The sequence below is a fragment of the Thauera sp. K11 genome (genome assembly GCF_002354895.1).
GTDB classification, from domain to species: Bacteria; Pseudomonadota; Gammaproteobacteria; order Burkholderiales; family Rhodocyclaceae; genus Thauera; species Thauera sinica.
The window spans coordinates 461,283-478,783 of the sequence record NZ_CP023439.1; the positions used below are offsets into that span (position 1 = coordinate 461,283).

General features: G+C 67.8%; 18 protein-coding genes. 16 read left to right on the top strand and 2 right to left on the bottom strand.

Going from position 1 to position 17,501, the window contains the following annotated elements:
* Nucleotides 1-22 precede the first annotated feature (22 nt).
* Together CCZ27_RS02175 and CCZ27_RS02180 are read right to left on the bottom strand one after the other, a co-directional pair.
* Entirely contained in the window at nt 23-625 is a 603-nt protein-coding gene (locus CCZ27_RS02175; RefSeq protein ID WP_096445160.1) for a response regulator transcription factor, read from the bottom strand.
* On the bottom strand, nt 622-2,595 hold the full coding sequence (locus CCZ27_RS02180; protein ID WP_096445161.1) for a sensor histidine kinase: 1,974 nt from the start codon (nt 2,593-2,595) through the stop codon (nt 622-624). The genes CCZ27_RS02175 and CCZ27_RS02180 overlap by 4 nt, the downstream gene beginning before the upstream one ends.
* A 210-nt stretch (nt 2,596-2,805) precedes the next feature.
* On the opposite strand from CCZ27_RS02180, the gene CCZ27_RS02185 reads away from it, so the two are divergent.
* The 16 genes from CCZ27_RS02185 to hflX all read left to right on the top strand — a co-directional run bounded on the left by CCZ27_RS02185 (nt 2,806) and on the right by hflX (nt 17,494).
* Nucleotides 2,806-3,810, top strand: a complete 1,005-nt coding sequence (locus CCZ27_RS02185) for a TRAP transporter substrate-binding protein (RefSeq protein ID WP_096445162.1) — start codon at nt 2,806-2,808, stop codon at nt 3,808-3,810.
* Nucleotides 3,811-3,886: 76 nt separating this feature from the next.
* Nucleotides 3,887-4,591, top strand: a complete 705-nt coding sequence (locus tag CCZ27_RS02190) for a TRAP transporter small permease (RefSeq protein WP_096445163.1) — start codon at nt 3,887-3,889, stop codon at nt 4,589-4,591.
* A complete protein-coding gene (locus CCZ27_RS02195) occupies nt 4,588-5,871 on the top strand; it encodes a TRAP transporter large permease (RefSeq protein WP_096445164.1) in 1,284 nt (427 codons plus the stop codon). Before CCZ27_RS02190 ends, CCZ27_RS02195 begins: the two co-directional genes overlap by 4 nt.
* Before the next feature lie 167 nt (nt 5,872-6,038).
* Entirely contained in the window at nt 6,039-6,692 is a 654-nt protein-coding gene (locus tag CCZ27_RS02200) for a DedA family protein (RefSeq protein WP_096445165.1), read from the top strand.
* A gap of 108 nt (nt 6,693-6,800) precedes the next feature.
* The gene (ndk, locus tag CCZ27_RS02205; RefSeq protein ID WP_096445166.1) at nt 6,801-7,226 is read left to right on the top strand and encodes a nucleoside-diphosphate kinase; all 426 of its coding nucleotides are present in this window, start codon (nt 6,801-6,803) and stop codon (nt 7,224-7,226) included.
* A gap of 114 nt (nt 7,227-7,340) precedes the next feature.
* On the top strand, nt 7,341-8,498 hold the full coding sequence (gene rlmN, locus CCZ27_RS02210) for a dual-specificity RNA methyltransferase RlmN (protein WP_096445167.1): 1,158 nt from the start codon (nt 7,341-7,343) through the stop codon (nt 8,496-8,498).
* Complete coding sequence (locus tag CCZ27_RS24125; protein ID WP_232516535.1) at nt 8,495-8,998, top strand: tetratricopeptide repeat protein; 504 nt, start codon at nt 8,495-8,497, stop codon at nt 8,996-8,998. Before rlmN ends, CCZ27_RS24125 begins: the two co-directional genes overlap by 4 nt.
* Nucleotides 8,989-9,300: a tetratricopeptide repeat protein gene (locus CCZ27_RS24130; RefSeq protein WP_232516536.1), complete on the top strand. Its 312-nt coding sequence runs from the start codon at nt 8,989-8,991 to the stop codon at nt 9,298-9,300. The genes CCZ27_RS24125 and CCZ27_RS24130 overlap by 10 nt, the downstream gene beginning before the upstream one ends.
* Before the next feature lie 5 nt (nt 9,301-9,305).
* Nucleotides 9,306-10,187: a helix-turn-helix domain-containing protein gene (locus CCZ27_RS02220; RefSeq protein ID WP_198363331.1), complete on the top strand. Its 882-nt coding sequence runs from the start codon at nt 9,306-9,308 to the stop codon at nt 10,185-10,187.
* A gap of 11 nt (nt 10,188-10,198) precedes the next feature.
* Nucleotides 10,199-11,446: a flavodoxin-dependent (E)-4-hydroxy-3-methylbut-2-enyl-diphosphate synthase gene (ispG, locus tag CCZ27_RS02225; RefSeq protein WP_096452077.1), complete on the top strand. Its 1,248-nt coding sequence runs from the start codon at nt 10,199-10,201 to the stop codon at nt 11,444-11,446.
* 44 nt (nt 11,447-11,490) lie between these two features.
* Entirely contained in the window at nt 11,491-12,816 is a 1,326-nt protein-coding gene (hisS, locus tag CCZ27_RS02230) for a histidine--tRNA ligase (protein WP_096445169.1), read from the top strand.
* Nucleotides 12,803-13,447 (top strand): YfgM family protein, encoded by a 645-nt coding sequence (locus CCZ27_RS02235; protein ID WP_096452079.1) that lies wholly within the window; start codon nt 12,803-12,805, stop codon nt 13,445-13,447. The genes hisS and CCZ27_RS02235 overlap by 14 nt, the downstream gene beginning before the upstream one ends.
* A 3-nt stretch (nt 13,448-13,450) precedes the next feature.
* Entirely contained in the window at nt 13,451-14,596 is a 1,146-nt protein-coding gene (gene bamB / locus CCZ27_RS02240) for an outer membrane protein assembly factor BamB (protein WP_096445170.1), read from the top strand.
* 15 nt (nt 14,597-14,611) lie between these two features.
* Nucleotides 14,612-15,940 carry a ribosome biogenesis GTPase Der gene (gene der, locus CCZ27_RS02245; RefSeq protein WP_096445171.1) on the top strand — a complete coding sequence of 443 codons (1,329 nt, stop codon included), beginning with the start codon at nt 14,612-14,614 and terminating at the stop codon, nt 15,938-15,940.
* 114 nt (nt 15,941-16,054) lie between these two features.
* A complete protein-coding gene (gene hfq, locus CCZ27_RS02250; protein ID WP_096445172.1) occupies nt 16,055-16,297 on the top strand; it encodes an RNA chaperone Hfq in 243 nt (80 codons plus the stop codon).
* A gap of 48 nt (nt 16,298-16,345) precedes the next feature.
* Nucleotides 16,346-17,494, top strand: coding sequence for a ribosome rescue GTPase HflX (gene hflX, locus CCZ27_RS02255; RefSeq protein ID WP_096445173.1), 1,149 nt, complete (start codon nt 16,346-16,348; stop codon nt 17,492-17,494).
* Nucleotides 17,495-17,501: the final 7 nt, after the last annotated feature.

Consider the following 17,501-nt stretch of genomic DNA (forward strand, 5'->3'; position numbering starts at 1 on the left):
CGCGCGCGGGATGCGCGGCGGATCAACTGCGCAGGGTGGTGAGCATCTGCGCCAGTTCGACCGCGGAACGCACACGCATCTTCTCGAACACGCGCGAGCGATGCGCCTCGACGGTGCGCATCGAGATCGACAGCCGGTCGGCGATGACCTTGTTGTAGAGGCCGTCGAGGATCAGTTCCATCACCTCGCGCTCGCGCGTGCTGAGTGTGGTCAGACGCGCCTCGATCGTGTCGCGGTCGGCGGCCGCGCGCTGTTGCGCGCAGTCGTGGGCGATCGCTTTCTCGACCAGGGCGGCGAGGTCGAGGTCGTTGAACGGTTTCTCGATGAAGTCGAAGGCGCCTTTCTTCAGTGCCGCGACGGCCATCGGCACGTCGCCGTGGCCGGTGATGAAGATCACCGGGAGCATGCTGCCGCGCGTGTTGAGGAGGTCGAAGCATTCCAGCCCGCTCATGCCGGCCATGCGGATGTCGAGCACGATGCAGCCGCGCCAGCCGGGTTGCCATTCGGCGAGGAAGGCTTCGCCGCCCGGCCACACGCGGCAGGGGACGTTGCGCGTCTTGAGCAACCAGGCGAGCGCATCGCGAATGGCTTCGTCGTCGTCGATGATGTGGGCGATGGCGGTCATGCGGGCTCCACGGGAAGCGTGAGGATGAAGACGGTGCCGCCACCCGGATTGGGTTCGAAGCCCAGGCGGCCGTGGTGCAGTTCGGCGATCGAGCGGCAGATGTTGAGCCCCATGCCCATGCCTTCGGCCTTGGTCGTGTAGAAGGGCTGGAACAGCCGCTCGGCGGCTTCGGGCGAGATGCCCGCGCCGCGGTCGGCCACGCGGACCGTCACGTGGCTGCCCTCCAGGCGGGTGGCGATGTGGACCAGGCGGCGGTCGGCGGGGTTGGCCTGCATCGCATCCATGCCGTTGCGCACCAGGTTGACCGCCACCTGTTCGATCATCACCGCATCGGCTTCCACCGCCGGCAGGCCGGCAACGAGGTCGGTGACGATGTGCATGCCGCGCTTGCGCACGTCGGCCTCGAGCAGGCCCACCGCATCGCGGATCACCGCATTCAGGTCGAGCGGTTCGCGCTTGGGTTCGGCACGGCGCACGAAATCGTGCACCCGGCGGATGATCTCGCCCGCGCGCCGGGCCTGGCGGCCGATCTTCTCGTGGATCCCGAGCAGTTCGTCGCCGTCCGGCGCCGCCATCTTCAGGCGATTGATGCAGCCGCTGTTGTAGGTGGCGATCGCGGCCAGCGGCTGGTTCAGTTCGTGGGCCAGCGTGGACGCCATCTCGCCCATCGTCACCAGGCGCGAGGTGGCCTGCAGGCGTTCTTCCTGCTGGCGGGCGAGTTCGCGTGCGCGCTTGCGTTCGGTGATGTCCAGCACCGAGCCCATCCAGCCGGTGTGGCGCCCCTGCGCGTCGATCAGCGGCGCCTCGAAAATGAGCACGTCGAGCACGTCGCCATTCTTGCGCCGCAACTGGACCTCGGTGCCGCCGGGGGCCGAGCCGCTGGTCAGGATCTGCTTGTGCAGCTCGAAGGTCTGCTCGAGGTGCTCCGGGTCCCAGTAGGGCATCGGCGCCTTGTGGCCGAGCAGCTCGTCGGCGCTGTAGCCGGTCATCTGGCAGAAGGCCGTGTTCACATAGGTGAGCCGCCCTTCGCGGTCGCGCGCCCGCATGCCGGTGATCATCGAGTTCTCCATCGCCTTGCGGTAGGCGGACTCTTCGCGCAATGCCGCTTCCGCCGCCTGGCGGCGTGCGAGCTGGCGCCGCAACTGCCACACGCTCCAGACGATGACCACGCCGAACAGCACGATGGCGCCGCCGAGCAGCAGCGTCACCCAGCGCGTCTCGCTCTTGTAGGCGGTGACCTGCAGGGTGAGTCCGTGGCCGGGGGGCTCGAGCGGCGTGGTGTAGCTGCGCTGCGCGGCCAGCGGCGCGATCTTCGAGCGCGCGGCGATCTCGACGCCGTCCGTATCGTGTACCGCGACCCGGTAGCGCTCGGAGAACCACCACGGCAATTCGCGGACGACGAGGTTCGGCAGCGAATAGACGCCCACCACCACGCCCAGCAGGCCCTGATCCGTCCATATCGGCACGTGGACCTCGAAGCGCGCCTCGCCGTCGGCGGCGCGGTACGCGGGCCCGTATATCGGCTGCTCGCCGCCGCGCGCGAGTGCGAAGGTCAGTGCTCCGTCCGCTTCCGCCGGCTTCGCGTAGGTGCCGGCATCGCCGGCATGCGGCGGCAGCGCGCCGACCACGCGCTGGTCGGGCGACAGCCAGGTGACGCGGACCAGCCCGCGCTCGGCGCTCAGCAGATGCCGCAACTGCGCTTCCGTCTGCGGCGACAACGGGCCGTCGCCGAGCAGCCCGGGGCCGAGCTGCTGCAGGCTGGCCTCGTTGCGGTCGAGCTGGAAGCGCAGGTTCTGCTCCATCCACAACACGTCGCTGATGAGCGCCGCCTGCTGTTCGTCGGCGTCGCGCTGGCGCGTCAGCCATACCAGCGCGGTGATCGCGCCGAGGAACAGGGCGAGCGCGAGATAGGGCAGGTGGCTGAGCCAGCGCGAACGCGCGGGCTGATCGGCGGCGGGGACGGCTTCCATCGCAGTCGGGCTCAGCGATGCGTGCGGCGGTGCGGGCCGCCGTACTTGCGGATGTCCACAATAGGCAAGCGCGAATTTCCGGCCAGATACTGCGGCCACGCCCAGGCCGTGGCCTGCGGGCCGCGGCCCGCCGAACGCCCGGGCGTCCATCCGGACGAGCCGTTCCGGACGCTACCGATAAAGACGTTTTCACACAAAGGAGAGGGAGTCATGAAGATTCGCGCGCTACTGATCGGTCTGGTCGCCGTCGGGCTGTCTGCGGCGGCGGTGGCGGCCGAGCCCATCGTGATCAAGTTCAGCCACGTCGTCGCCAACGATACGCCCAAGGGCAAGGCGGCCGAAAAGTTCAAGGAACTCGCGGAAAAATACACCGGCGGTGCGGTCAAGGTCGAGGTCTATCCCAACAGCACGCTGTACAAGGACAAGGAAGAGATGGAGGCGCTGCAGTTGGGCGCAGTGCAGGTGCTCGCACCGTCCCTGGCCAAGTTCGGTCCGCTCGGCGTGAAGGAATTCGAGGTGTTCGACCTGCCGTACATCTTCGACGGCTACGACGACCTGCACAAGGTGACCAAGGGTGCGGTGGGCAGGCAGTTGTTCGCCAAGCTGGAATCCAAGGGCATCAAGGGCCTGGCCTACTGGGACAACGGCTTCAAGTCCTTCTCCGCCAATACGCCGATCAAGACGCCTGAGGATCTCAGGGGCAAGAAGATGCGCATCCAGTCGTCCAAGGTGCTCGAGGAACAGATGCGCGAGCTGAAGGCGCTGCCCCAGGTGATGGCGTTCTCGGAGGTGTACCAGGCGCTGCAGACCGGGGTGGTGGATGGCACCGAGAACCCGATCTCCAATCTGTATACGCAGAAGATGCACGAGGTGCAGAAGCATCTCGCGCTGACCGATCACGGCTACCTCGGTTATGCGGTGATCACCAACAAGAAGTTCTGGGACGGCCTGCCCGCCGGCGTGCGTACCCAGCTCGAGAAGGCGATGCAGGAATCCACCGACTACGCCAACAGGATCGCCAAGGAAGAGAACGACAAGGCGCTCGAGGCGGTGCAGGCTTCGGGCAAGACCCAGGTGGTGAAGCTGACCGATGCCGAACGCCTGGCCTTCAAGAAAGCCCTCGTGCCGGTGCACAAGAAGATGGAGTCGCGCATCGGCGCCGACCTGATCCAGTCCATCTACAAGGAAACCGGCTTCGATCCGTCCAGGTTCTGAGGCCCGTTCCTTCTCCGCTGCACACGCCCGCCGGCTGCTTGCGCGCTCGCGGGCGTTTTTCTTGCAGGAGGCTTTCATGCTGAGACTTCTCGATCACCTGGAGGAATGGCTGATCACCTTCCTCATGGGGGCGGCGACGCTGATCATCTTCGTGTCGGTGGTGCACCGCTACGGCTCGGGGCTGGACATCCCGCTGGTGCAGGACTGGCTGCTGGGGCTGAACCTGGGCTGGACGCAGGAACTGACCATCATCATGTTCGTGTGGATGGCCAAGTTCGGCGCCGCCTACGGCGTGCGCACCGGCATCCACGTGGGCGTCGACGTGCTCATAAACCGCCTGTCGGAGCGTAACCGCGCCAGGTTCATCATCATCGGGCTGGCCGCCGGCGCGCTCTTCACCGGCATCGTCGGCACGCTGGGGGCGACCTTCGTGTTCGAGAACGGTGCGCACTACCAGATCCTCACCTGGCTGGGCATGGACACCGGCGATCTCTACGAGGGCCCGACCACGCCCGACCTGGAGTGGCCCACCTGGATGGTCTATGCCGCGGTCCCGCTCGGTTCGTACCTGATGTGCTTCCGCTTCCTGCAGGTCATGGCCGGCTTCATCCGCACCGGCGAGTTGCCGCACCACGACCACGGCCATGTCGACGGTATCGACGAGGCGCACCTGCCGGTCGATGCCAACCCCTACGACATGGGTGACAACCTGCATCCGCACGACCTGCGGCATCGCCAGATGGGCGAGAACGGAGACGAGCGGCAAGGAGACAAGCAATGAGCGCGGCCATCATCTTCGTCCTGCTGCTGGTGCTGATGCTCACCGGCATGCCGATCTCGATCTCGCTCGGCCTCACGGTGCTGACCTTCCTGTTCACGATGACCCAGGTGCCGATCGAGTCGGTGGCGCTGAAACTCTTCACCGGCATCGAGAAGTTCGAGATCATGGCGATCCCGTTCTTCATCCTGGCCGGCAACTTCCTCACCCACGGCGGCGTGGCGCGGCGCATGATCAACTTCGCCACCTCCATGGTCGGGCACTGGTACGGCGGGCTGGGCCTGGGCGGCGTGATGGCGTGTGCGCTGTTCGCCGCGGTGTCCGGTTCGAGTCCGGCGACAGTGGTGGCGATCGGCTCGATCCTGCTGCCGGCCATGGTCAAACAGGGCTTCCCGAGCAAGTTCGGCGCCGGGGTGATCACCACCTCGGGGGCGCTCGGCATCCTGATCCCGCCCTCCATCGTGATGGTCATGTACGCGGTGTCGACCAACACCTCGGTGGGGGCGCTGTTCATGGCCGGGGTGGTGCCCGGGCTGATGCTGGCGGTGTTCCTGGGCGTCACCACCTGGTACCGCGCGCGCAAGTTCGGCTATCCGCGCCAGCCCCGGGCGAGCTGGCAGCAGCGCGCCAAGGCGTTCCGGGATTCGGCCTGGGGCCTGTTCCTGATCGTGGTGGTGATGGGCGGCATCTACACCGGCATCTTCACGCCGACCGAGGCGGCGGCGATGAGCGCGGTGTATGCGTTCTTCGTCGCGGTGTTCGTGTACAGGGACCTGAGCATGAAGGACGTGCCCAAGGTGCTGCTGAACTCGGCGAACATGAGCGCGATGCTGCTCTACATCATCACCAACGCGGTGCTGTTCTCCTTCCTGCTCACGCACGAGAACATCCCGCAGGCGATGGCCGACTTCATGATCGGCACCGGCGTGGGGGTGATCGGCTTCCTGATCATGGCCAACATCCTGATGCTGATCGCGGGCAACTTCATGGAGCCCTCGTCGATCGTGCTGATCCTGGCACCCATCCTGTTCCCGATCGCGATCAAGCTGGGTATCGACCCGGTGCATTTCGGCATCATCATGGTGGTGAACATGGAGGTGGGCATGTGCCATCCGCCGGTGGGCCTGAATCTGTACGTGGCCAGCGGCATCACCAAGATGGGCATCACCGAACTCACCGTCGCCGTGTGGCCCTGGCTGCTGTCCATGCTGGTGTTCCTGGTGCTCGTCACCTACTGGCCGACGATGTCGCTGTGGCTGCCGCGTGCCCTGGACATGATGTAGTGCCGGCGGGGTGCTGAAACCACGCGAAACCCGGCCTTGCGCCGGGTTTCGCGCTTCTGCCGCCGGCGGGAGGGAGAAAAGGGCCGTGGGTGTTTCCCGGTGTATCGCGGCCGGCGGGGCGGGCCGGGCTCGGGTAGAATCGCGCGACTTCTCAGAGCGGATGCTTCATGGAATACCTGACTTTTTTCGTCGATCTCGTCCTGCACGTCGATCGCCATCTCGCCGAACTGCTGGCCGCGCACGGCAACTGGATCTACGCGATCCTCTTTCTCATCGTGTTCTGCGAGACCGGCCTGGTGGTCATGCCCTTCCTGCCCGGCGACTCGCTGCTCTTCGTCGCCGGCGCGCTCGCAGCCGGCGGCGGCATGGACCCCGGCATCCTGATCGGCGTGCTGTTCGCCGCCGCGGCGCTCGGCGATTCGGTGAACTACGCGATCGGCAGACGCTTCGGCGGGCGCATCTCGCAGTGGCCCGACAGCCGCTTCTTCAACCGGCGCGCGCTCGACAAGACCCACGACTTCTACCAGCGGCACGGCGGCAAGACGATCGTCATCGCGCGCTTCATGCCCCTCATCCGCACCTTCGCGCCCTTCGTCGCAGGGATGGCGACGATGGAGTACCGCCGCTTCCTCGCCTTCAACGTGGCCGGCGCCGCGCTGTGGGTGGGGCCGCTGGTGCTGGCGGGCTACTGGTTCGGCAACCTGCCGGTGATCAAGAACAATCTCACGCTGGTGATCCTCGGCATCGTCGCCCTGTCGCTGATGCCGCTCTTCATCGGCTGGCTGCGCCACCGCGGCGAGGCTTCGCGCGTCCGGGCCTGAAACCGGGCGCCGCCCGCGTCCGCGTCCGCGGTTCTCGTACCGTAATCGGGCGGGCGCAAAAACCTGTTAAAATCCAACGCTTTTCCAAAACCCGCCCGGAGTTTTTCCATGGCCATCGAACGCACCCTGTCCATCATCAAGCCCGACGCCGTCGCCAAGAACGTGATCGGCAAGATCTACCAGCGTTTCGAAGACGCCGGCCTCAAGATCGCCGCCGCCAGGATGGTGCACCTGTCCGAGCAGGAAGCAGGCCAGTTCTATGCGGTGCACAAGGAGCGTCCGTTCTACAAGGACCTGGTGTCGTTCATGACCTCCGGCCCGGTGATGATCCAGGTACTCGAAGGCGAGAACGCCATCGCCAAGAACCGCGAGCTGATGGGCGCGACCGACCCGAAGAAGGCCGACAAGGGCACCATCCGCGCCGATTTCGCCGACAGCATCGACGCCAACGCGGTGCACGGCTCCGACGCCGCGGAAACGGCCGCCGTCGAAGTGGCGTTCTTCTTCCCCGGGCTGAACGTTTACTCGCGCTGAACGGTCGATTCCGGCGGCCCGTCGTGCGCGTCTCGCGGTGCCCGCGCACCGCGGGCGGCGCGGACGGGCCGTTTGCATTCAGGATCCCAGTTGGTTGTCAGTGAAGTTTCAGGCATGAGCCCCCCCGCCACGGCCACTCCGGTCAATCTGCTCGATTTCGACGTCGACGGTCTCGTCGCCTGGTTCGCCGGGCTGGGCGAGAAGCCGTTTCGCGCCCGCCAGGTGATGCGCTGGATGCATCGCGACGGCTGCGACGATTTCGACGCGATGACCGACGTCGCCAAGTCGCTGCGCGCCAGGCTCAAGGAAATCGCCGTGATCCGCCCGCCGGTGCCGGTGCGCGATTCGATCTCGGCCGATGGCACGCGCAAGTGGCTGCTCGACGTCGGCAATGCCAACGCGGTCGAGACCGTGTTCATTCCCGAAACCAGCCGCGGCACGCTGTGCGTGTCGTCGCAGGCCGGCTGTGCGCTCGACTGCGCGTTCTGCTCGACCGGCAAGCAAGGCTTCAACCGCAACCTGACGGCGGCCGAGATCATCGGCCAGCTCTGGCTCGCCAACAATCTGCTGGGCGCTGCGCGGGATGCGAGCGGGGCGGCGGCGGACCTCGAAGCGGGCGAGAAGGACAACGGCCGCATCATCAGCAACGTGGTGATGATGGGCATGGGCGAGCCGCTGGCCAATTTCGACAACGTCGTCACCGCGCTGCGCCTGATGCTGGACGACCACGCCTACGGCCTGTCGCGGCGCCGCGTCACGGTGTCGACCTCGGGCATCGTGCCGGCGATGGACCGCCTGCGCGACGAATGTCCGGTGGCGCTGGCGGTATCGCTGCACGCATCGAACGACGCGCTGCGCGACCGGCTGGTGCCGATCAACCAGAAATACCCGCTGCGCGAACTGATGGCGGCCTGCCGGCGCTATCTCGAGCGCGCGCCGCGCGATTTCGTGACCTTCGAGTACGTGATGCTCGACGGCGTCAACGACAGCGACGCGCATGCGCGCGAACTGGTCGCACTGGTGCGCGACGTGCCGTGCAAGTTCAACCTGATACCGTTCAATCCCTTCCCGAATTCGGGTTTCCTGCGCTCGCCGGCGGAGCGCATCCGCCGTTTTGCCGGTATCCTCATTGACGCCGGCATCGTCACCACCACGCGCAAGACGCGCGGCGACGACGTCGACGCGGCCTGCGGCCAGCTCGCGGGCCAGGTGCAGGACAAGACGCGGCGCACGACGGTGCGCCTCAAACAGGAAATGGAGACTCGTCGATGATGCAGAAGGCGGCGATGCTGTGCGCACTGCTCGCTGCCGCGCTTGCGGCGGGCTGCGCCAACGTGCCCGGAACCGGTGCGACCGAGCCCGGCAACATGAGCCGGCCGCTCTCCGACCAGTCGCCGGTCGGGGACGCCGAAGCGCGCGCCCGCACCCACGTCGACCTGGGCATGGCCTATTTCGAGCTTGGCCGCTTCGACGTCGCGCTCGACGAGGCGCGCATCGCGATGGACAACGTCGCCGGCTACGCCCCGGCCCATCACCTGACGGGCCTCGTATACATGATGCTGGGCGAGGCGGCGGCCGCGCGCGGCAACTTCGAGCAGGCCCTGCGCGCGGCGCCCGGCGATCCCGATTTCAACAACAGCTATGGCTGGTTCCTGTGCACCCAGGGCCAGGAGCGGGACGGCCTGGCCCGGCTGTCGTCCTCGGCACGCAACCCCTATTACCGCTACGCCTCCCGCCCCTCACTAACGCCGGCCTGTGCCACATGCGCCTGAACGAGGTGGAGGCCGCCGAACAGCAGTTCCTGCGCGCCCTCGAACTCGATCCGCAGAATGCGCAGGCCCTGCTGCAGATCGCCGAGATCGCCTACGGGCGGGGCGACTACGAAGTGGCGCGCGTGCGCCTGGTGCGCCTGCACCAGCAGATGACACCGACGGCGGCTTCGGTGTGGCTGGGACTGCGTACCGAGCGCCGGCTCGGCAACCGCGATGCCGCGGCGAGTTATGAATCGCAACTGAGGGGACGCTTCGGCGATTCGCCCGAGTTCCAACTGTTGTCGCAAGGGAAGTACGAGTGAGCAGCATGCAGGCCGATTCCTCGCCCATTCCGGCCGCCGGGGGCGGCAGCCTCTCCGCCGGTGCGCGCCTGCGTCAGGTGCGCGAGATGCGGGGCGAATCCATCAATGAAGTGTCGCAGGCGCTGAAGCTGGCGCCGCGCCAGGTCGAGGCGCTCGAGAGCGGCCGCTACGAGGCGCTGCCCGGGCTTGCCTTCGTGCGCGGCTTCATGCGCAACTACGCGCGCTACCTCAGCCTGGATCCCGCCCCGCTGCTGGAAGAGGTGCAAGCCGTGCTCGGCCAGACGAACGTCGATCTGTCGCCGGTTTCCAATGCGGGAGGAGATCTGCCCGTGGGCGGCCGGCGCCGTTCCAGCGCCGGGCCGGTGGGCATCGTCGCCGCGGTGTTGCTCGCCATCGTGATCGGCGGCTGGTATTTCGACTGGTTCGATACCGCGCCGCCGCACGAGACGGCCGAGGACACCGCGCCGCCGCAGGCCGAGCCGGCACCGGCTGCATCGGCGGCGGATGCCGCGTCCGTCGAAGCCCCTTCGGCGGCTGCGGCGCCCGCAGCCGTTGCGGAAGTGCAGGGCGCCGCACCGGCCCCCGTGCCGCCTGCGGCAGCGCCGGCGCCTGCCGGGCAGGGTGCCGCGGCGCAGGCCGTGGGGCCGGGTGCCAGCCAGCTCGCCTTCCGCTTCGCCGGCCCGTCCTGGGTCGAGGTGCGCGACGCGGCCGGCGCGATCGTCTATTCCGGCACGAGCGCGGCGGGAAGCACGCGCAACGTGCAGGGCAGGGCGCCGTTTGCGCTGGTGATCGGCAATGCCGCCCAGGTCAGCCTGGAACGCGACGGCCAGCCGGTGAACCTGGCTCCCCACACCAAGGGCACGGTGGCGCGCCTGAAACTGCAATGATGGACAGCTCGATGACGAATGACAGTCTTAGCGCCGGCCCGGCACCGCGCCGCGTCACGCGCCAGGCGCGGATCGGCCGCGTCCGCGTCGGCGGCGGCGCGCCGGTGGTGGTGCAGTCGATGACCAACACCGATACCGCCGACGTCCTCGGCACGGCGATGCAGGTCGCGGAGCTGGCCCGCGCCGGCTCGGAGATCGTGCGCATCACGGTGAATAACGACGAGGCCGCGAAGGCGGTGCCGCACATCCGCGACCGGCTGCTCGCGCTGAACATGGACGTGCCGCTGGTCGGCGACTTCCACTACAACGGCCATACGCTGCTGACCAAGTACCCCGCCTGCGCCGAGGCGCTGGCCAAGCTGCGCATCAACCCGGGCAACGTCGGCGCCGGCACCAAGCGCGATCCGCAGTTCGCCGCCATCGTGGAGATCGCGTGCAAGTACGACAAGCCGGTCCGCATCGGCGTCAACTGGGGGAGCCTCGACCAGTCGGTGCTGGCCCGCATCATGGACGGGAACGCCCGGCTCGCCGAGCCGCGCGATGCCGGCGCGGTGATGCGCGAGGCGCTCGTCGTGTCGGCGCTGGAGTCCGCGGCCAAGGCCGAGGAATACGGCCTGGGGGGCGACCGCATCATCCTGTCGGCCAAGGTGTCGAGCGTGCAGGACCTCATCGCCGTGTATCGCGACCTGGCCAGGCGCAGCGATTATCCGCTGCACCTCGGCCTCACCGAGGCCGGCATGGGCAGCAAGGGCATCGTCGCTTCCACTGCCGCGCTGGCGGTGCTGCTGCAGGAAGGCATCGGCGACACCATCCGCATTTCGCTCACGCCGGAGCCGGGCGGCAGCCGCACGCAGGAGGTGGTGGTGGCGCAGGAGATCCTGCAGACCATGGGGCTGCGCGCCTTCACGCCCATGGTCACCGCCTGCCCGGGCTGCGGGCGCACGACCAGCACCTACTTCCAGGAACTGGCCTCGGGCATCCAGGACTACGTCCGTGCGCAGATGCCGGTGTGGCGCGAGCAGTACGACGGCGTCGAGAACATGACGCTGGCGGTGATGGGCTGCATCGTCAACGGCCCGGGCGAAAGCAAGCATGCCAACATCGGCATCTCGCTGCCGGGCACCGGCGAGACGCCGGCGGCACCGGTGTTCGTCGACGGGGTCAAGACGGTGACGCTGCGCGGCGACAACATCGCCGCCGAATTCCGCGCCATCGTCGACGACTACGTGGCCACCAGGTACGTGAAGAAGGCGGGCTGAGTACCGCCCACGACAAGAACGCGATCACACAAGACGTATCACCGATGAGTCAGACATTGCAGGCCGTGCGTGGGATGAACGACATCCTGCCCGACGAGGCCGAGATCTGGGAGCACTTCGAGGACATCGTGCGCGACTGGCTGCGCAGCTACGGCTACCGCCCGATCCGTATGCCCATCGTCGAGCCGACGCCGCTGTTCCGGCGCGCGATCGGCGAGGTCACCGACATCGTCGAGAAGGAGATGTATTCCTTCGAAGACGCGCTGAACGGCGAACATCTGACGCTGCGCCCCGAGGGCACCGCGTCCTGCGTGCGCGCCGCCATCCAGCACAACCTGGTGGCCGGACACGGCCCGCAGCGCCTCTATTACCAGGGGCCGATGTTCCGCCACGAGCGCCCGCAGAAGGGCCGCTACCGCCAGTTCCACCAGATCGGCGTGGAAGCGCTCGGCTTCGCCGGGCCGGACATCGATGCCGAGCACATCCTGATGTGCGCACGGCTGTGGGACGTGCTCGGGCTGGAGGACGTGTCGCTCGAACTCAACTCGCTGGGTTCCGCGGAAGAGCGTGCTGCCCATCGCGCGGCGCTGATCGCCTATCTCGAGCAGTACAGGGACAGCCTGGACGAGGACGGCAGGCGCCGGCTGTACACCAACCCGCTGCGCATCCTCGACACGAAGAATCCCGACCTGCAGGACATCGTCGAGGCCGCGCCGCGCCTGTCGGACCATCTCGGCGACGAGTCGCGCGCGCACTTCGAGGCGGTGCAGGTCTTCCTCAAGGATGCCGGCATTCCGTTCCGCATCAACCATCGGCTGGTGCGCGGGCTGGACTACTACAACCGCACCGTGTTCGAGTGGGTGACGACGCGCCTGGGGGCGCAGGGCACGGTTTGCGCCGGCGGGCGCTATGACGGGCTGGTCGCCCAACTGGGCGGCAAGCCGCAGCCGGCGGCGGGTTTCGCGATGGGCGTGGAGCGCTTGCTGGCACTGTGGCGGGAGAGCGGCGGCGAGGCCGATCGCGCCGTCCCCGATGTCTATGTGGTGCATCTGGGCGACGCCGCGCAGCGGCTCGCCTTCCGTGCCGCGGAGTCGCTGCGCGAGCATGGCTTCGACGCGGTGCTGCACTGCGGCGGCGGCAGCTTCAAGTCGCAGATGAAGAAGGCCGACGGCAGCGGTGCCGCGGTGGCGCTGGTGATCGGCGAGGACGAGGCTGCGGCGGGCGAGGTCGGCATCAAGCCGCTGCGCGGTCCGGGTGCGCAGCAGCGTGTCGCGCTCGAGGCGCTGCCCGAGGCGCTGGCCATGCTGATGTTCAGCGAAGAAGACGACGAAGACGAACTTGGAGAAGGGGCTCGCGATGGCAGTGTATGACCTCGAGGAACAGGAACAGATTTCCGCGCTGAAGGGCTGGTGGGCGCAGTACGGCACGCTGGTGACGACGCTGGCGACCGTCGCCGCGGTGGCCGTGGTGGGCTGGCAGGGCTGGCGCTGGTACCAGAACCGCAACGCCACCGAGGCCAGCGCGATGTATTTCGCCGTCGAGCAGGCAGCCGAGCGCCAGGATGCGCAGAAAGCGCGCGATGTCGCCGGCCAGTTGATCGGCCAGCAGGGCGGCACCACCTACGCACAACTGGGGGCGCTGCTGGCGGCGGGCCTGCAGTTCGAGAAGGGCGAACTCGACAACGCGCAAGCGCAACTCGAGTGGGCGGCCGACAAGGGCAAGGATCCGGCCCTGCGCGACCTTGCACGCCTGCGGCTGGCCGCGGTGCTGCTGCAGAAGGGCGAATTCGACGCCGCGCTGGCGAGGCTGTCCGCGGCGCCGGTCGCCGGCTACCAGGCGCGTTTCGCCGACCTGCGCGGCGACGTGCTCGCGGCGCAGGGCAAGCCGGCCGAAGCGCGTGCCGCGTACCAGGCGGCGATCGATGCGCTGTCCGCGGCCGATGCCCAGGCCACGACGCTGCGCGAAGTGGTGCGTCTCAAACTCGAATCCCTGGAAGGCTGATCGATGAAACCGTTCTCGCTGCGTGCAGTTCCGATGATGGCCGCGATCATGCTGGCGACCGGATGCTCGTCCCTCAACCCGTTCGCCAGCAGCGCGCCGAAATCCGCGCCCCTCGTGGACTTCAAGCCTACGACGCAGATCGTGCCGGTATGGGAGGCGAGCATCGGCAAGGCCGGCGGCTACGTATTCCAGCCCGCGGTCGTGGGCGACAGCGTATATGCCGCCGGGCATGCTGGCGAGGTGGCGCGCTTCGAGAAGAATGGCCAGGCCGCGTGGCGCGCGCGCGCGGGTGTCGACCTGTCGGCGGGCGTGGGGGCCGACGGCGCGCTCGCGGTGGTCGTGACCACGGACGGCAAGGTCGTCGCCTACGACGCGCAGACCGGCACCGAGCGCTGGCGCACCCCGATCGGCGCTGAGGTGCTCGCTCCCCCGGCGGTGGGCGGCGACGTCGTCGTCGTGCGCACGTCCGACCACCGCCTGGTCGCGCTCAACGCGCGTGACGGCAGCCGGCGCTGGGTCCATACCCGCAGCAATCCGCCGCTCGCGCTGCGCAGCTACGCCGGCGTCGTGATCGAGGGCGCGGTGGTGCTGGCCGGCTTTCCCGGCGGCAAGCTCGGCGTGATCAACCTCGCCAACGGCGGCGCGATCACCGAACTGACCGTCTCGGCCCCGCGCGGCGCCACCGAACTCGAACGGGTGGCGGACGTCGCCGGTACGCCGGTCACCACCCGCCGCGAGGTCTGCGCGGTGAGCTACCAGGGCCGCGCGGCATGCTTCGACGCTGGCAACGGCAATGCGCTGTGGGCTCGCGACTTCTCGAGCAGCGTGGGGATGGATCGCGACACCCGCTACGCGGTGATCACCGACGACCGCGACGCGGTGAACGCCCTCGACGTCTACAGCGGCGCCAGCGTATGGAAGCAGGACGGGCTGGCGCGCCGTGGCGTGACCCGGCCGCTGCTGGTCGGGGACAACGTCGTGGTGGGCGATGCGCAGGGCTTCGTGCATGTGCTGGCACGCGACACCGGCGCCTTCGCGGCGCGCGACCGCGCCGACAGCAGCGCCATCGTCGCGCCGCCGCGCGCGCAGGGCACCGGTTTCGTGGTGCAGAGCCTGGACGGCCGGATCACCGCCTATGAATTGCGCTGAGGCGAAGAAGCCGTCGTGAAACCCACCATCGTCCTGGTCGGCAGGCCCAATGTCGGCAAGTCGACCCTGTTCAACCGGCTGACCCGCACGCGCGATGCGCTGGTCGCCGACCAGCCCGGGCTCACCCGCGACCGCCACTACGGCATCGGCCGCGTGGGCGAGCGGGAATACCTGGTCGTCGATACCGCGGGCTTCGATCCGGTCGCCAAGGACGGAATCATGCACGAGATGGCGCGCCAGGCCGAACAGGCGATCGCCGAAGCCGACGTGCTGCTGTTCCTCGTCGATGGCCGTGCCGGACGCACGCCGCACGACGAGCAGATCGCCGCGCGGCTGCGGCGGGCGGGGCGTCCGGTGCACGTGGTCGTCAACAAGGCCGAAGGGCTGGATCGCGCCACCGTCGCGGCGGACTTCCATGCGCTCGGCCTCGGCGATCCGCTGCCGGTGTCGGCCGCGCATGGCGATGGCGTGAAACAGCTCGTCGAGTTCGTGCTGGCGCCGTTCCCGTGCGACGAAGAAGCCGCGGCGGCGGAGGACGAGGGGCCCAGGGTGGCCATCGTCGGCCGTCCCAACGTGGGCAAGTCCACGCTGGTGAACACGCTGCTGGGCGAGGAGCGCGTGATCGCGTTCGACATGCCGGGGACCACGCGCGATGCCATCTCGATTCCGTTCGAGCGCGGCGGCAAGCACTATACGCTGATCGACACCGCCGGCCTGCGCCGGCGCGGCAAGGTCTTCGAGGCGATCGAGAAATTCTCGGTGATCAAGACCCTGCAGGCGATCCAGGAGGCGAACGTGGTCGTCCTGGTGCTCGATGCGGCGCAGGACATCTCGGAGCAGGACGCGCACATCGCCGGCTTCGTGCTGGAAGCGGGGCGCGCGCTGGTGGTGGCGATCAACAAATGGGACGCGGTCGACGACTACCGGCGCGAGCGGCTCAAGCTCGACGTTTCGCGCAAGCTCGCCTTCCTGTCGTTCGCGCGCTTCCACGAGATCTCCGCGCTGAAGTCGTCGGGCATCGGCGCTCTGCTGAAGTCCGTCGATGCGGCCTATGCGGCGGCCACCGCGAACCTGCCCACGCCACGCCTGACGCGTGCGCTGCAGGTGGCCGTCGCGCGTCAGGCGCCGCCGCGCTCGGGGCTCGCGCGGCCGAAGCTGCGCTACGCGCACCAGGGCGGCATGAATCCGCCGGTGATCGTGATCCACGGCAATGCGCTGGACGACATTCCTGCGGCGTACGTGCGCTATCTGGAACGCAGCTTCATGGAGGCGTTCAAGCTGCAGGGCACGCCCTTGCGGATTCAGTTCCGGACCACGCAAAATCCGTTCGCGGCCAGACCGTGATCGCGAGGGCGAAAAAAAGCAGTATCCACACCCGGATTTCGTTGCATACTGCAGATGTTGCGGTGCAGCAATGGCTCCGATAGATTCTATAAACATAAATACAGAGGTTCAAAGATGAGCAACAAAGGGCAACTTCTACAAGACCCGTTCCTGAACACCCTGCGCCGGGAGCACATCCCGGTGTCGATCTACCTGGTCAACGGCATCAAGCTGCAGGGGCAGGTCGAGTCCTTCGACCAGTACGTCGTGCTGCTGAAGAACACCGTCACGCAGATGGTGTACAAGCATGCGATCTCGACTGTGGTGCCCGCCCGCCCGGTGGTGATCCAGCAGGACAGCGGCGAGGGCGGCAACTGATCCCGGTGGCAGCAGCCGGCCGCGGACGGCCGGCCGTGAGGGACGGCGATGTTTGAGCGCCCGGCCAGCGGCGAACGTGCAGTCCTCGTCCAGCTCGATCTCGGCCAGGATGCGATTGAGGAGCGCCTGTCCGAGCTGAAGCTGCTCGCCGCCAGTGCCGGCGCGAGCATCGAAGCCGTGGTACAGGGGCGGCGTGGCGCGCCCGACCCCAAGCTCTTCGCCGGCAGCGGCAAGGTGCACGAGATCGGCGAGGCGCTGCGGGCGCACGACGCCGACATCGTGATCTTCAACCACGCGCTGTCGCCGGCGCAGCAGCGCAACCTCGAGCGCGAGCTGCAGTGCATGGTCATCGACCGCACCGCGCTCATCCTCGACATCTTCGCGCAGCGCGCGCGCAGCCACGAAGGCAAGCTGCAGGTCGAACTGGCCCAGCTCCAGCACCTGTCGACCCGGCTGGTGCGCGGCTGGACCCACCTCGAGCGCCAGAAGGGCGGCATCGGCCTGCGCGGCCCGGGCGAAAAGCAGCTCGAAACCGACCGGCGCCTGCTCGGCAACCGCGTCAAGATGCTGAAGTCGCGCCTCGCCCAGATCGAGAAGCAGCGAAAGGTCAGACGCCGGGCGCGGGAACGCCGCGATGTGCTGTCTGTCTCTCTCGTCGGCTACACCAATGCGGGCAAGTCCACCCTGTTCAACGTGCTGACGAAGGCGGGGGCCTATGCCGCCGACCAGCTCTTCGCCACGCTGGACACGACTTCGCGCCGCCTGTTCGTCGAGGGCGAGAACGTCGTGCTGTCGGACACCGTCGGTTTCATCCGCGATCTTCCGCACGCGCTGGTGGCCGCCTTCGAGGCCACCCTGGAGGAAACGGCCGAGGCCGACCTGCTGCTGCACGTCGTCGACTCCGCGAGCGAGGACCGCGATGCGCAGATCCAGGCGGTCAACGAGGTGCTGGCCGAGATCGGCGCAGCCGACGTGCCGCAGATCCTGGTGTGGAACAAGATCGACCTGACCCATGCCCAAGCGGCGGTCGAACGGGGGGACTGTGATAAACTCAGGCGCGTTTTTTTGAGCGCCAGAACGGGCGAGGGCCTTGATCTGCTGCGCTCGGTGCTTGCAGACGTGGCACATCGGGCACGGAGTGAAGATGCCGGGCGGATGCCCGCACCGAACGACGATGGAATTTCAGTTCAAACGTGATTACAGG